The 14,956-nt window shown below is 52.8% G+C and carries 16 protein-coding genes; 3 read left to right on the top strand and 13 right to left on the bottom strand.

Going from position 1 to position 14,956, the window contains the following annotated elements; all coding sequences use genetic code 11:
- Positions 1-2: 2 nt before the first annotated feature.
- Entirely contained in the window at positions 3-527 is a 525-nt protein-coding gene (locus tag AC2FNE_RS08725; protein ID WP_170607810.1) for a hypothetical protein, read from the bottom strand.
- A gap of 141 nt (positions 528-668) precedes the next feature.
- On the opposite strand from AC2FNE_RS08725, the gene AC2FNE_RS08720 reads away from it, so the two are divergent.
- Positions 669-1,079: a SufE family protein gene (locus AC2FNE_RS08720; protein WP_170477657.1), complete on the top strand. Its 411-nt coding sequence runs from the start codon at positions 669-671 to the stop codon at positions 1,077-1,079.
- Positions 1,080-1,090: 11 nt separating this feature from the next.
- Here AC2FNE_RS08720 and AC2FNE_RS08715 read toward each other — a convergent pair whose 3' ends face one another.
- Together AC2FNE_RS08715 and AC2FNE_RS08710 are read right to left on the bottom strand one after the other, a co-directional pair.
- Positions 1,091-1,759: a DUF1638 domain-containing protein gene (locus tag AC2FNE_RS08715; protein WP_170607812.1), complete on the bottom strand. Its 669-nt coding sequence runs from the start codon at positions 1,757-1,759 to the stop codon at positions 1,091-1,093.
- A gap of 124 nt (positions 1,760-1,883) precedes the next feature.
- Positions 1,884-2,582, bottom strand: coding sequence for a corrinoid protein (locus AC2FNE_RS08710; RefSeq protein WP_170477652.1), 699 nt, complete (start codon positions 2,580-2,582; stop codon positions 1,884-1,886).
- Positions 2,583-2,879: 297 nt separating this feature from the next.
- Here AC2FNE_RS08710 and AC2FNE_RS08705 point away from each other — a divergent pair, with 297 nt between their 5' ends.
- Positions 2,880-3,947 carry a PA0069 family radical SAM protein gene (locus AC2FNE_RS08705; protein ID WP_496805185.1) on the top strand — a complete coding sequence of 356 codons (1,068 nt, stop codon included), beginning with the start codon at positions 2,880-2,882 and terminating at the stop codon, positions 3,945-3,947.
- 9 nt (positions 3,948-3,956) lie between these two features.
- Here the strand turns inward: AC2FNE_RS08705 and AC2FNE_RS08700 are convergent, their stop codons facing one another.
- The 4 genes from AC2FNE_RS08700 to gltX form a co-directional block, all read right to left on the bottom strand.
- Positions 3,957-4,184 (bottom strand): hypothetical protein, encoded by a 228-nt coding sequence (locus AC2FNE_RS08700; protein ID WP_254442614.1) that lies wholly within the window; start codon positions 4,182-4,184, stop codon positions 3,957-3,959.
- A 376-nt stretch (positions 4,185-4,560) separates the two neighbouring features.
- Positions 4,561-4,911 (bottom strand): hypothetical protein, encoded by a 351-nt coding sequence (locus tag AC2FNE_RS08695; RefSeq protein WP_254442615.1) that lies wholly within the window; start codon positions 4,909-4,911, stop codon positions 4,561-4,563.
- 181 nt (positions 4,912-5,092) lie between these two features.
- Positions 5,093-6,388: a citrate synthase gene (gene gltA / locus AC2FNE_RS08690; RefSeq protein WP_170477646.1), complete on the bottom strand. Its 1,296-nt coding sequence runs from the start codon at positions 6,386-6,388 to the stop codon at positions 5,093-5,095.
- Between the two features lie 121 nt (positions 6,389-6,509).
- Positions 6,510-7,910, bottom strand: a complete 1,401-nt coding sequence (gltX, locus tag AC2FNE_RS08685; RefSeq protein ID WP_496805184.1) for a glutamate--tRNA ligase — start codon at positions 7,908-7,910, stop codon at positions 6,510-6,512.
- 78 nt (positions 7,911-7,988) lie between these two features.
- Between gltX and AC2FNE_RS08680 the strand changes: the two genes are divergently transcribed.
- Positions 7,989-10,019 carry a ComEC/Rec2 family competence protein gene (locus tag AC2FNE_RS08680; protein ID WP_496805183.1) on the top strand — a complete coding sequence of 677 codons (2,031 nt, stop codon included), beginning with the start codon at positions 7,989-7,991 and terminating at the stop codon, positions 10,017-10,019.
- Here the strand turns inward: AC2FNE_RS08680 and lexA are convergent.
- From lexA to AC2FNE_RS08650, 6 genes are all read right to left on the bottom strand, one after another.
- Positions 10,013-10,711: a transcriptional repressor LexA gene (gene lexA, locus AC2FNE_RS08675; RefSeq protein WP_496805182.1), complete on the bottom strand. Its 699-nt coding sequence runs from the start codon at positions 10,709-10,711 to the stop codon at positions 10,013-10,015. The genes AC2FNE_RS08680 and lexA overlap by 7 nt on opposite strands.
- 78 nt (positions 10,712-10,789) lie before the next feature.
- Positions 10,790-11,962 carry a molybdopterin molybdotransferase MoeA gene (locus AC2FNE_RS08670; RefSeq protein WP_170607818.1) on the bottom strand — a complete coding sequence of 391 codons (1,173 nt, stop codon included), beginning with the start codon at positions 11,960-11,962 and terminating at the stop codon, positions 10,790-10,792.
- The gene (gene moaC / locus AC2FNE_RS08665; RefSeq protein WP_170607820.1) at positions 11,959-12,432 is read right to left on the bottom strand and encodes a cyclic pyranopterin monophosphate synthase MoaC; all 474 of its coding nucleotides are present in this window, start codon (positions 12,430-12,432) and stop codon (positions 11,959-11,961) included. Before moaC ends, AC2FNE_RS08670 begins: the two co-directional genes overlap by 4 nt.
- Positions 12,432-13,244: an indole-3-glycerol phosphate synthase TrpC gene (trpC, locus tag AC2FNE_RS08660; RefSeq protein ID WP_496805181.1), complete on the bottom strand. Its 813-nt coding sequence runs from the start codon at positions 13,242-13,244 to the stop codon at positions 12,432-12,434. Before trpC ends, moaC begins: the two co-directional genes overlap by 1 nt.
- Complete coding sequence (trpD, locus tag AC2FNE_RS08655) at positions 13,241-14,260, bottom strand: anthranilate phosphoribosyltransferase (RefSeq protein ID WP_496805180.1); 1,020 nt, start codon at positions 14,258-14,260, stop codon at positions 13,241-13,243. Before trpD ends, trpC begins: the two co-directional genes overlap by 4 nt.
- Entirely contained in the window at positions 14,257-14,838 is a 582-nt protein-coding gene (locus AC2FNE_RS08650; RefSeq protein ID WP_496805179.1) for an anthranilate synthase component II, read from the bottom strand. The genes trpD and AC2FNE_RS08650 overlap by 4 nt, the downstream gene beginning before the upstream one ends.
- Positions 14,839-14,956: the final 118 nt, after the last annotated feature.

Here is a 14,956-nt window from a genome sequence, read left to right as displayed (position 1 = left end):
TCTCAACGACGGCGAGACTCCAGCGCGTTTTGCTGCCCCACCACTCGAATCAAGCGTACCCCTTCCAGATCGCGTCTGCCGAGCGTGATAGCGTCAGACACCATTCTTGAACGTGGGGTTCCTTGAGCCGTCGGGGAAATGGGGTAATTGACCCTGAACGCAAATTCCAGGATGCCGTTCTTGACGTTTTCATCGTTGTCAATTCGTGTCAAACGAGCGTCGTAAGCGCCCTGCCGCGAGGCAGTGCCAGCCGCGTAGACGATGGCACCTGTTGGGGTTTGATCGATCTGCATTTCATCAACAACAGCAATCATAACGCTTCTGTCATCCGGGTCATTTCCGGTGATAAACTCCTCGCCGCTAGCGTTGTCCGGGATCAGAGCGTATTCCTCGCTTGGTTCCACTGGTGGTGAAGAGGTTGTGCTGCTGCCAAACCAGTTTGAAGGGTTTGCGCGCGAATTCCTCCAACCGCTGCAGGCGGAAAGAAAAAGGGCAGAGACCAAAAGAACAGAAATAGTTTTATGCATGGGTCCAACATTTTGCGCGACTTGATTTGAAACGGGTTAGCGCAATTTCCAATGCTTGAAAAGGCACGGCAGGGGCTGGACAGTGGGTCAAGCGGGGCATAGGTCACGATTGTTACCGCGACACGCAAGGATAGCCCAATCATGGCAACAGCAGCTTTTGAAGAGATCGTTGAAGATTTCGAGTTCTTGGACGATTGGGAGGATCGGTACCGGCACGTGATTGATCAGGGCAAGGCGATGGAACCTTTGGATGAGGCCTTTAAGGTACCTGCCACCAAAGTAAAAGGGTGCGCAAGTCAGGTGTGGTTACACCCGGTGATCAACGACGGGAAGTTTCACTTTGATGGTGATAGTGATGCAATGATAGTTCGCGGACTAATTGCAGTACTGCGTTCCCTTTATAATGGATTGCCTGTTTCCGATGTTGCTTCGGTGGATGCAGCTGCTGAATTGGCGCGGTTGGGGCTTAACGATCACCTATCAGCGCAACGTTCAAACGGCTTGCGTGCGATGATTGAGCGAATTCGTGAAGTCGCGCGAGCGTACGTTTAACATCTTGCGAACTACTTCGGCACAGAGCGTTTTGCCCAATCAGAAAGTGTGGTTTCCAGGTCACCGTAACCAGTCATCCGACGCTCGAACGCCAAGCCCATTTTGTCGGCACATTCCATCGCACGCCGGGTAAGGTCAGGATCTTCGGTTTGGGCCTGAAAAACTAACTTAGTATAGTTCCCAAAATACATGTCGCGAAGTTCTGGGTGGCGGTCCAATCCTAATGGTTTCCATACAAACGCGTCGAATTGGCGAGCGAGGAAATCTGTTAAATAAAAGGCGGTTGCTTCATCTTCCTGATGCTTGGAAAAGGTGTCATTTCCCTCGAAAAAGGAATAACAATGCGGGCCTTTTACCATCTCGACCCCTAAACGATCACAGGCCTGTTGCAATAGACCACCTGTTCCGCAATCTGCGTAAACCACAAAAATCTGGTCGTAGCTGTCGCGGTGTTTGCTCACCGCGTCCTCAACGGCCTGTGTGATTTTTTCTGGATGAATGTGTAAAATCGCGGGAAGGCAGGTCAGTGACATGTGGTCCCAACCGTTGCGCTTTTTTAGATCAAGAATCTCCCGTGCAAGGGCACCGCATGCCAGCAGCAATATTCCGCCGGGCCGCCCGTTGTCGGTATAGCCTTGTATTGTCAGGCTTACGTCATCGGGCGGGCAGTGATTTTGCATGGTCTAATCCGACAATTGCTACAGCTTCAAATTACATAAGCCGAAACCAGGCACATCCGGTTTCGGCGTATTTCGTTCGTCGGGTAGTGCTCGAATTCCGGGCGCACTTCGCGATCGAACTCGGTTAACCGGCCAATTGGTTATGCCTGCGCGACACAAACTCTTTGGCGGTTTCTACGGCTACGGCTGCATCGCGGCAGTAAGCATCCGCTCCAATAGCCTTGCCGAACTCTTCGTTCAGCGGAGCGCCGCCGACCAGCACGATATAATCGTCGCGCAGGCCCTGTTCCACCATAGTGTCTATGACAACCTTCATGTAAGGCATCGTCGTCGTCAGCAGGGCGGACATTCCAAGGATGTCTGGTTTTTCCGTTTCCAGGGCTTCAAGATAGTTTTCAACAGGGTTGTTGATACCCAGATCGACCACTTCGAATCCTGCGCCTTCCATCATCATTGACACCAGATTCTTTCCGATGTCGTGGATATCGCCTTTGACCGTTCCGATAACCATTTTCCCCACACGGGGCGCGCCTGTTTCCGCGAGTAACGGCTTAAGGATCGCCATTCCGCCCTTCATAGCGTTTGCGGCCAGCAAAACCTCGGGCACAAACAGGATGCCGTCACGGAAGTCGTGTCCTACAATGGTCATTCCGCCAACCAGAGCCTTGGTGAGGATGTCGTATGGCACCCATCCACGCTCGAGCAGAATGTTAACGCCTTCTTCGATTTCTTCCTTCAGGCCATCGTAGAGATCGTCGAACATCTGTTCGACAAGCTCGTCGTCATTGAGTTCGGACAGAACGATGTCATCTTCATCGGACATGGGGCAATTCCCTGAGCTGAGCGGACCGGAGGCCCAAAGTGGCAATTTTTACTGTTTTGGCCATTTCGCCGCATCTGTACTGTGACGATTGCGACCTAGGTCGATCTGAGACCGACCTATACGGTAAATTGTGAACCAATGCAGTGGAATTTTGTGCATGGTTTTCGTGCATAGATTTCAATTTCTTCCGGAATGACATGCGGTTGGAACGACGTTCTTTTTTGCTCGAACCCGTTCCGACCAGATACTTGCGTGGCATGTCAGAATCGTCTATCAAAAAGAACAAAGGAAGAACATATGACAGCCTTCGCAAAAACCAATGGGCGTGGGGCTGCCTCGAACCAAGCGGGGCGTTTCGAGCGCTATACTACGACTGCAGTGCGTGAAGATTTCAGCATCGAGGAAGACTTGCCATCATTGCGGACCGAGGTTCGTGACGAAACCGCTCGAAGCCTGATCACTTACAACAGATCACCTGATCTTCCTTTCGATCGGTCAATCAATCCCTACCGAGGTTGCGAACACGGTTGTGTTTATTGCTTTGCACGGCCTTCACACGCTTATTTGGGCCTTTCGCCCGGGTTGGACTTTGAGACCCGCCTGATTGCTCGACCAAACGCTGCCAGCATTCTGAGGAAAGAGCTTTCCCGGCGCAGCTACAAAGTATCCACGATTGCCTTGGGCACCAACACTGATCCGTATCAACCGATCGAGAAATCTCGAGAAATAACAAGAAGGTGTTTGGAAGTTCTAAACGAATTTCGACACCCGATCGGAATTGTGACAAAAGGAACTCTTGTCGAACGGGACCTTGATATAATCGCGCCAATGGCGCAAAGCGGGTTGGTTCGCGTGGGAATATCATTGACAACGTTGGATTCAGATCTGTCTCGGCAAATGGAGCCGCGCGCTCCATCTCCGCAAAGGCGGTTGAAAATGATCGAGCGACTATCGCGAGCTGGTATTCCGGTGCGTGTTATGACATCACCGGTCATTCCAGGACTGACAGATCACGAACTGGAAAAATTGCTTGAAGCGGGGCGGGATGCGGGCGCGGATGCGGCCAGCTGGATTATGTTGCGCCTTCCTCGGGAAGTTTCCGAGCTATGGCAACAATGGTTGCAAGAGCACGTGCCGGGCAGCGCTTGCAAAGTTATGGCTCGGCTGCGGGAAATGCATGGCGGCAAAGACTATGATCCGCGTTGGGGCCATCGCATGAAAGGTGAAGGCGAGTATGCCGAGGTCATTTCCAAAAGATTTTCTATGACTTGCAAAAGGTTGGGGCTAAACGTTAAATCTTCACCGCTAAGATGTGATCTGTTTTCGGTTCCACCGCAACCGGGTGACCAGATGGCTCTGTTTTAAGGGACCGATTTAGAAGATTATACCAATTCCGGCAGCGAACCCGTTCACTGTGTCACTTTCGTAATAGCTCACCATTAAGCGGGTGGTAGAAACCCACGGAACCCATCTGTCCGACAGGTCAACTTCGATCCCGCCGCCGACACGCGCCAGCCAGTTTGTTCCCAACACTATGGATTGGTTGCCGATCAGGTAGAAATAAGAAAAATCGCCCACCAAACGCACAAGGCAATCAAACATGAGCACGCCCGTTGGAAAACGATGACGAGCCCAGAACACGGCGTTAGATGCAGTTGATTGCACTAATAGATCTTCGTCATCGCCGATTGGCCATTATTCAATATCGGTATAGCGAAAGCTGGCCTCGAATTCGCGTTCATTTGAAAGTGGTCGGTCATAGTCGATCGTAAAAGATCCGCCTGCGCCGCCAGCCCATAGTCCACCGATTTCGAGGAAATCACCCTCTATCCCCAACCTGTCTGCGACGACCTAAGTCACAATAGTTGCATCCGATTGCGTTCGCCCGATTGTGATATGTGCCATTGCCACGAACCGCCAGCGTTCGCTCAGATCAAATTTGTAACCTGTGCCGCTCTTCGCAGCTGCGCTCGTCCATTTAAGAGGTAATGTCGTTGTTTCTCCCGTAACTGAAAAGAAACAGTTTCGGATCATGCTTTGCGCAGCAGATATAACCCTCAAAAAAAATTGTTACGCCCAAACTCAAACGAAAACCGCCCCCAATATGGGCAGACTCAAAATCATAGTCACGGTTATCCGTGTTGGACTGAAGTGAAATTGCGTTGGCAGAGTTGTCCAGAATGCCGGCAATTCGTAAAATAGCTAAGGAGCCAGCAGTATTTTCCCGCGGAAACTCCTTAAATGCGCTCTCAATAATTTCCTGAGCACCCGCGATACGGGTTAACCCCAATGCGCCCATCACGGCAAATATCAATGTTTGATATTTCATTGCAACACGGGACTTGGCTAAGGCCGTTACCATGTGCAGGATGCATCGTTCGGCAAAGCGGCTGATTTGGCCGATCGCAAAAATTCAAGTCTCAGACTGCAATTTGGTAACACAAGGCGTTGAAAAGAAAAAAGACCTCGAGAAAATCGAGGTCTTTTTGGTGCCTAATCGGTTGGGCCAATCAGCGGTTTTCAATATCCACATAATCACGCAGCGTCTCGCCAAGATACAGCTGACGCGGGCGTCCGATCTTGTTCTGAGGGTCCGCAATCATTTCTTTCCACTGGCTGACCCAGCCAACTGTGCGAGACAGCGCAAAGATTGGCGTGAACATCGATGTGGGGAAACCCATCGCCTCTAGGATGATGCCTGAATAGAAATCCACATTCGGGAACAGTTTCTTTTCGGCAAAATACGGGTCCTGAAGAGCTTCTTTTTCAAGTTCCTTGGCGACCTGCAGCTTTGGATTATTTTCGACACCCAGCAGGTCAAGAACCTCGTCGGCGGATTGCTTCATAACTTTGGCACGCGGATCAAAGTTCTTGTAAACGCGGTGGCCAAAGCCCATCAGGCGGAATGGATCGTTCTTATCCTTAGCGCGGGCGATGTATTCGGGGATGCGGTCAACACTGCCGATTTCTTCCAGCATTTCCAAGCAAGCTTGGTTCGCGCCGCCGTGGGCCGGACCCCACAGGCATGCGATGCCCGCAGCGATACATGCGAACGGGTTCGCGCCGGACGAGGATGCAAGGCGGACAGTCGAAGTCGACGCATTTTGTTCGTGGTCTGCGTGCAACGTGAATATTCGGTCCATTGCGCGGCTGAGGATTGGGTTAACCTCGTATTCCTCGGCCGGCACGCTGAAGCACATGCGCAGGAAGTTTGAAGCATAGTCCAGATCGTTCCTCGGATACACGAAAGGTTGCCCGGTGTGGTATTTGTACGCCCAAGCAGCAATCGTCGGCATCTTGGCGATCAACCGATGCGAGGCGACCTCACGCTGTCGCGGATCCGAGATATCAGTCGAGTCGTGGTAAAAAGCCGACATGGCGCCGACCACACCAACCATAATAGCCATAGGGTGCGCATCCCGGCGGAAACCGCGGTAAAAATACTGCATCTGTTCGTGCAGCATTGTATGGCGCGTAATGGTGGTTTCGAACTGTTCCAGATCCTTTGCTGCTGGCAGTTCCCCATAAAGAAGGAGATAGCAGACTTCGAGGAAATGTGATTTTTCAGCTAGCTGGTCAATCGGGTACCCACGATGCAACAGCTCACCTTTTTCTCCGTCGATATAGGTAATTGTGCTGTCACAGCTTGCTGTAGAGGTAAAGCCCGGGTCGTAAGTAAACACCCCCGCCTGACCATATAGTTTGCGGATGTCGACAACATCTGGTCCTGCTGTGGGCGAGTGGACCGGAAGCTCGTATTCTTTGCCATGGACAGTCAGTGTGGCGGTGTTTTTGCTATCGGTCATAATGTCCCTTCCTCATTCATGCGCGGATCGGATCGCTGTCCGAACTTGCGGGCAACGGCTGCGCTTGGTCACGCAGTCCGGGTGTTAACGAGGCAGCGTTACCCGATTGTGAAGATCAGGTTTAATTTGCTGCGTCAGAAAGCCGTGCCAAGGTTTCTTCCTTCCCAAGCACGAGCATCATGTCAAAAACCGAAGGTGTAACAGTCCTCCCAGCTAGCGCAGCCCGCATGGGACCCGCCAGCTTGCCGAACTTTACCCCCTTCGCTTCGGCGAACGCGTTGAGGGCTTCCTCCAGTGTGTTCCGGCTCCAGCTAACATTTTGCAACTGCGGCGTCAATTCTTCCAGTATACCATCGGATACATTCACTAATGCCTTTGCCGCTTTTTCATCGGGAACAATCGGTCGCCCGGTCAAAACAAAATGCGCCTTTTCAATAAGTTCAGGAAAAGTGCGTGCGCGGTCTTTAAGGCAATACATTGCCCGTTCCAGATCACTCGATTGTGTCTGAGTAAGAGGCGTAAGCCCCGCGGCGGCAAGATAAACCTCCAATTCTTGCCGCAACGCAGCATCATCCGAAACGGCAATATGCTGACCGCAAAGATTTTCAAGCTTTTTCAGGTCGAACCGAGCAGGGCCTTTGCCGATTCCGTCCAGATCGAACCATTCAAGTGCTTGTTCGTCAGTGAAAAACTCATCATCGCCGTGGCTCCAACCTAACCGCGTGAGATAGTTGCGCATTCCGGCGGCCGGATACCCCATCGCCTGATATTCCTGCGCACCTAATGCGCCGTGCCTTTTACTAAGCTTCTTACCATCTGGACCGTGAATAAGTGGTATGTGCGCCCAGACCGGAACCGGCCAGCCCATCGCTTCATAAATCATCATTTGCCTTGCGGCATTGTTCAAATGGTCATCGCCGCGGATTACATGGGTAACGCCCATGTCATGGTCGTCTACAACGACCGCCAGCATATAAACCGGTGTCCCGTCAGAGCGCAGAAGGATCATGTCATCCAGCTGATCGTTTCGGATGGATACATCGCCCTGAACCTGGTCTTGAATTACCGTTGTGCCTTCTTGTGGTGCCTTTATGCGGATCGCAAACGGCGCGTCAGGGTAGGTGGAAGGGTCTGCGTCCCGCCAAGGGCTGCGAAAGAGTGTAGATTTACCTTCAGCCCGTGCCTGTTCGCGAAATGCTGAGATTTCTTCCTGGGCAGAGAAACACTTGTAAGCCTTACCTTGTGCCAGCAGTTGATTGGCCACTTCGGCGTGGCGATCCGCACCTTCGAACTGACTTATGACATCTCCGTCGTGATCGAGTCCAAGCCATTCCATACCTTGTAAGATAGCCGCGGTTGCTTGTGGAGTTGAGCGTTCGCGGTCGGTGTCTTCAATCCGCAGCAGGAATTTACCGCCTCGGCCACGTGCATACAACCAGTTGAACAACGCGGTGCGTGCTCCGCCGATGTGTAGAAAGCCGGTGGGAGAGGGGGCAAAACGGGTGACGACCTGATCGGACATGGGGTGATTAACCTTTTGGTAACCGCAATTAGCGTAGAGTTTGCGCCTGTCTAACGAGCACGAAGGACGGGGGCAACCATGCGTGTTCTTGCACTGGTCGAGGCCGCAATGCTGCGCCAGCGCGGGCACTTGATTGTCTGGTCGCCAATATGCGTTGCCACGGGTATTGGGCTGTACTTTTCCCTCCGGTTCGAGCCTGATGTGCACGTCTATGCTCAGCTAGTATCAGCGATTTTTCTCGGGGCGTTTTGCAGTTGGAAATTGCCTACAGCTTGGTCACCCGTCGCGATTGGAGTGGCGCTGATTGCATTTGGATTTTTGTTGGCCGGTGGACGAGCCCATTTGGTATCAGAGCCGGTTTTGAAGTGGCGTTACTATGGCCCGATTGAAGGTCGAGTCGTATCTCTCGACCGTTCGGCGTCTGACGCTTTGAGAGTAACCTTGGATCAAGTTCGAATGGAAGGTGTGCCAGTCGACGAAAGGCCAAGGCGTGTTCGAATTTCTATGCATGGGCCAGCCACTAACTTGTTACCCGGTCAAAGGATAATGACGACCGGTCATCTATCTGCACCACAAGGACCCGTCGAACCTGGCGGTTTTGACTTTCGTCGCCACGCTTGGTTTCAACGCCTTGGTGCTGTTGGTTACACCCGTGTTCCTGTTTTGACCATCGCCCCCGCGAGCGCGGCCAATGGTGGTGTTCCCGTTACATATTGGCGAATATCCATATCAAACCATGTGCAGAACCTTCTCCCCGGTGAGGTCGGTGGATTTGCCGCGGCTGTCACGACTGGAGACCGCAGCGGGCTGCGGAGTGATACGCTCCTGAGTCTTCGAGCGTCCAACTTGGCCCACCTTCTTGCCATATCGGGACTGCACATGGGGCTACTGACAGGCTTTGTATTCCTTGCATGCCGGGTTGGGTTTTCTGCTGTGCCGTCGGCGGCGCTTCGTTTGCCAGTAAAGAAACTGGCCGCTGTATGCGCGATGGTATCGGCAACGATCTATTTTCTACTGTCAGGGGGCAACATAGCCACCGAACGGGCGTTTGTTATGGTATTAGTCATGCTTGGGGCATTGCTGCTTGACCGCAGGGCAATATCTTTGCGCGCTGTGGCTGTCGCAGCCTTGATTGTGCTGGCGATGCGTCCGGAAAGCCTTCTCGGTCCGGGTTTTCAGATGTCATTCGCAGCCACCACAGCTTTGGTGGCGGTTTTTGGTGCTTTGCGAAACCAAGTTCTGGTGTCCGGCCCGAAATGGTTAAAACAGTTCATTGGCCTGATTTTGTCTTCGGCCATTGCTGGCTTTGCGACTGCTCCAATTGGAGCTGCTCATTTCAACACCATGTCGCACTTTGGTTTGTTGGCGAACCTGTTATCAGTCCCAGTTATGGGGGCGATTGTTGTGCCGGCAGCAGTACTTTCGGCCTTTTTGGCTCCGGTTGGGCTGGAATGGGTGGCGTTGACTGTTATGGGGATCGGTTTGAAGTGGATTCTTGGGGTGTCCGAATGGGTGTCGGGCTTGCACGGGGCTCAGGGCTATGTAGTGAGCCCTCCGGACTTTGTCCTACCGGCACTTTCATTAAGCCTGTTGTGGGTCATCCTTTGGCAAGGTCGCGCCCGTTGGGCAGGGCTGGTTCCGGCCATGGCGGTGATGACGCTCTGGGGGCAGGGGACCCGCCCAGATGTTTTGGTTGCGGGCAATGGTGGCTTGATTGGTGTCATGACAGAGAACGGACGCGCATTGAGTAAAAGCAAGGGCAACGGTTTTGTTGCGTCGGTATGGTTGGAAAACGACGGAGATGGGGCCGATCAGAAACTTGCGGCAAAACGATGGCCTGGCGAACCGGGGCTTGTTCAAAGACACCAGGTTGAAGGCTTGGAAATAGTTCACTTAACAGGCAAGCGGGCAGCTAAAGACTTCAACGAATGTCGGTCCAACCAAATTGTCGTATCACCTGTCGATTTGCAATTGAGTGGTGACTGTCGGCTTTACGATCCCGAAAAACTAAAGGTTACGGAAAGCTTGGCCCTAAGCAATGGGCGCCTAACTACCAGCATGCAATCGTCGGGAAGACGCTTTTGGTCTTTAGGGCATTCAGGTCAATAGCTACGGATTAACCCCACAAGACGGCCCTGCACTTTGACTTTATCCTCGGGTAGCACACGTGTTTCGTAAGCTGGATTGGCTGCTTCAAGCGCGATGGCTTGGCCACGTCTGAAGAAACGTTTCAACGTCGCTTCTTGATCGTCCACCAAAGCGACAACTATGTCGCCGTTGTCGGCTGCTGATGTTTCTCGGATCACCACAACATCGCCATCGTTGATGCCCGCATCGATCATAGAGTCTCCACGAACCTCCAATGCATAGTGTTCCCCATTACCGGAAACCATTGATCCGGGGACGGCTACACGGTGCGATACGTGGCTGATTGCTTCGATTGGAACACCTGCCGCAATGCGGCCCATGACGGGCAATTCCATTGCTTCCACAGTTATTGGTTCAAAATTGGCTGGACGCATACCAGAAGGCCTGTCGCCATCAATAACACGCGGTTTGAACCCGACCGTGGGCTCACCCCCCAGGCTTTCCGGCAGCTTAACAATCTCGATCGCGCGTGCCCGGTGCGCAAGCCGCCGGATAAATCCGCGCTCTTCCAACGCTGTGATCAGGCGATGAATGCCGGATTTGGACCTGAGGTCCAATGCGGCTTTCATTTCGTCGAAACTGGGTGGAACACCATCCGCCTGTACGCGTTTATGGATGAATTCCAGCAAATCCAACTGCTTCTTGGTCAGCATCGCTCACACCTCGTCGCTCATGCGTTTTCTTTTGTTCTACGCATGTTCACGTTTTGTGTCAATATTTTTGAGAAATCCCTAAATCGGTAGATAGGAAACTTCTTCCCCTTTTGAGCGGGCAGGATCATGAGGCGCGCGGACCAAAAGAGCATTTGCTTCAGCCAAAACACTCAACAACGAACTGTCCTGATCGGCGCACGCCTTGATGCCGGTTTTGTCCACAATGGCACGCATATAATGTTCGCGCGGACCGTTTTGGCCGACTGGCTCTGTAAGCAGTGCGGTTCGGAATGGTTCCAGAACATCTTCAACACCCAGCATGCGTCGTATCATGGGCACAAGAAATAAGTACCCGCAAACCATCGCACTGACGGGATTTCCCGGTAGGCCAACCATGGCTGCACCGTTGATCCTGCCTGCCATCAATGGTTTTCCCGGGCGCATACGAATTTTGTAAAATGATCGCTCCATCCCGAGGTCCTGCGATACATCTGCGACCAGATCGTAATCTCCGACCGAGGCACCGCCTACAGTGACGACCAGATCAGCACCTTGAGCCAAAGAAAACGCTGTCTCCAAAGAAGACTTTGTGTCTTGAGCGATTGGCAACACTCTAACATGCGCCCCAACTTTTTCCAGTAACGCCTTGAGGCCAAATGTATTTGACGCGATGATCTGATCAGGGCCAGGCGTTTCTCCGGGCATGACCAATTCGTCTCCGGTAGAAATTAGTGCCACAACGGGTTTGCGGGTCACTGGCACCAAGGCAATGTTCATCGCGGCCATTAGTGCGACGTCCTCCGCACGAATTTCACGAGGTGCCCTGATCGGCGTTCCGGCTTTAAAATCCACGCCGGCAGGACGAACATTAGTTTTTGCACCCGGACCATCAGTGATGGTGATCAGGTCGCCGCTCCGTGTTGTGTCTTCTTGAATGATTACGAAATCCGCGCCGTCAGGCATGGGCGCACCAGTAAAAATTCGCACAGCTTGACCCGCGCCAACCGAACCTGAATACCGTCGCCCTGCAGCGGCTTCGCCAACGACTTTGAAAATGGCATGCAGTTCCACTTCGACCGATTTGACGGCATAACCATCCATGGATGAGGCAGCAAATGGAGGCTGATCGCGAGTTGCACGAACGTCTTGAGCCAACACTCTACCGGCGGCCTCTGACAGTGGCACCGTTTCTTCCGGTAGCCGGTCAACCAATTCAAACAACAGCGCGCGGGCCTCGTTGACTGTTATCATTCCGCCTCGTAACGTCCTGATTTTCCGCCGTCTTTCAAAAGCACGCGAATGCCGCCTATCTCCATGGCTTTGTCAACGGCCTTTGCCATGTCGTACACGGTTAAGGCTGCGGTTGTGACTGCGGTTAATGCTTCCATCTCGACACCGGTCTGGCCGGTAGTTTTAACCGTTGCTTCGACCTGAACGCCTGGTAAAGACGGATCCAGCGTCAATTCAACTGCAACCCGAGTTATTGGCAGCGGATGACACAACGGGATTAGATCGGGCGTTTTCTTGGCCCCCATAATCCCGGCAAGACGAGCTACGCCCAGAACATCACCCTTTTTTGCCCGGCCTTCGCAAATTAAATCAAATGTTTCTGGGGCCATTCTGATGTAACCAGCTGCGACAGCAACTCGGTCAGTTATTTGCTTTTCGGTCACATCAACCATATGTGCCTGACCCTTGGCGTCGAAATGAGTAAGCGCCATCACATCACCCCTGGAACAAGAGGGTTAGCTAGCAGAGTGCGTGTTGCCGATTCGACGTCATCCTGACGCATCAGACTTTCGCCAATCAAGAAGCACCTCGCGCCATAGCGCGCAATTTCTGCAAGATCAGCTGGTGTGCTCAGGCCACTTTCACAGACAATTGTTCGGTCGGCCGGAACCAATTTTGACAACCTGCGCGTCGTGTCCAGACTTGTTTCGAAAGTCTTTAGGTTTCGATTGTTTATTCCGATCAAAGGGCTTTTTAGGTTGGTTGCGCGGTGTAGCTCTGACTCGTCATGCACTTCAATCAGAACATCCATACCCCAATCAAACGCAGTGTGTTCCAACTCAGACGCCTGAGAGTCACTGACAGACGCCATGATAATCAGAATACAATCGGCCTCAAGCGCACGAGCTTCGATCACCTGATAGGGGTCATACATGAAATCCTTGCGAAGCGCGGGCAAAGAACAAGCCTTGCGTGCAGCGGTTAGAAAGTTCTTGGCACCTTGAAAGCTGGGCGTGTCGGTCAAAACTGACAAACAGGCAGCACCTCCTTTTTCATATGCCTGGGCCAGAGCGGGTGGATTAAAGTCTTCTCGGATCAAGCCTTTGGAAGGGCTGGCTTTTTTGACCTCCGCAATCAAGCCATAACCGCGACGGGTCGCTGCCGAAAGCGCGTCGGCGAAACCGCGAGGCTCAGACGCGCTTTCCGCTTCGGATTCAAGCTCATCCAATGATTTTCGCGCTTTGTCTGCTGCGATCTCTTCCAGCTTGTAAGCCTTGATTTTGTCCAGAACTGTTTCGGTCATGCAGCTTCCTGTGTGATACGAGCCAACGCGGCTATCTTGTCTTTCGCTTTGCCGCTGTCGATGCTTTCGGCGGCCATTGCAACGCCTTCGCGTAACTCCGATGCAGCGTCGGCCACAACCAATGCTGCTGCCGCGTTCAGTAACACCGCGTCGCGATAGGCAGATGGTCTTCCATCGAGAAGTGCGCGGAATGCAACAGCGTTTTCTTCGGGTGTTCCACCGAGAATGTCCTCAAATGGATGTACGGGCAGTCCGGCGTCTTCGGGATGAATTTCTGCTTCCTTGACAGTTCCATCCTCGACCGAGGCAATCCAGCTTACCCCGGTGATGGTCAATTCGTCTGTTCCATCTGATCCGTGAACCAACCAAGCGTGTTCGGTGCCGAGCAGGCCAAGGGTTTTGGCCATAGGTCGTATCAGGTCACGGCTGAAAGCGCCTGTTAACTGGCGTTTCACACCAGCGGGATTGGTCAGGGGGCCGAGAATATTGAAAATCGTCCGGGTCCCAAGTTCCTGCCGTGTCGGCATCACATGAGCGATTGCGGGATGGTGCATAGGCGCCATCATGAAACCTATTCCCACATCTTTCAAAGCCTTTTCAACGGTTTCTGGTCCAACCATAACGTTGATTCCCAGCTGGCTCAGAGCATCTGCAGCCCCGGATTTTGAGCTTAAGTTTCGATTGCCATGTTTTGCAACGGTGACTCCAGCCCCGGCGACAACAAACGCTGTCGCCGTCGATATATTAAGAGTTCCTTTTCCATCTCCGCCCGTACCGACAATATCCATCGCTCCGACAGGTGCTGACACGGCATGGCACTTGGCTCGCATAACGGCAGCGGCGGCCGCATATTCGTCAACGGTTTCGCCACGCGTGCGCATGGCCATTAAAAGTCCACCGATTTGGCTGGGCGTTGCAGCACCTTCGAACAGTATTTGAAAGGCTTGCTCTGCTTCTGACCGCGTCAGTGGCCTATCCGCTGCGGCGCCGATCAACGGTTTCAGGACGTCGCTCATGCCGGGACTTTCATCTCATTCAAAAAATTCTTCAGCAGAGCATGACCGTGCTCGGACGCAATGGACTCGGGATGAAACTGCAAACCATGAATGGGTAAATCCTTGTGCTGTAGTCCCATGATCGTTCCATCCTCGAGCTCTGCCGTTATTTCCAGACAGTCCGGTAGTGAGCCTCGATCTACAACTAGCGAATGGTAGCGCGTTGCTTCGAACGGAGTTGGAAGGCCTGCAAACAATCCTTTACCGGAGTGGTTAATCTTGCCCATCTTGCCATGCACGATCTCATGGCAACGTACGACCTTACCGCCAAATGTCTGACCAATCGCCTGGTGACCTAAGCACACTCCCATCAATGGTGTTTTGGTTTCTGCCGCCGCCTCGGTCAGCGCCAGACATATACCGGCTTGATCGGGGTCGCATGGTCCCGGGCTTAGCAGGATACCGGCCGGGTTCATCGCCATTGCTTCTTGAACATCCAAGGCATCATTGCGGCGAATGACCATTTCGGCGCCCAATTCACCCAAATAGTGGACAAGATTGTAAGTAAACGAGTCATAGTTGTCGATCAGCAGCAGCATTCCGGCACTTATCTTTGAATGAGGCAATTGGGGCTGGCGATGCAGGCCCAAGCCAAGGTATAATGTTGGAATATACATGCTCAGGCTTGTGCGCCAGCGTCAAGGGGACATCCGTTCC

It is taken from the genome of Ruegeria sp. YKSD179 (genome assembly GCF_059612885.1).
This window is presented reverse-complemented; position numbering and strand designations above follow the sequence as displayed.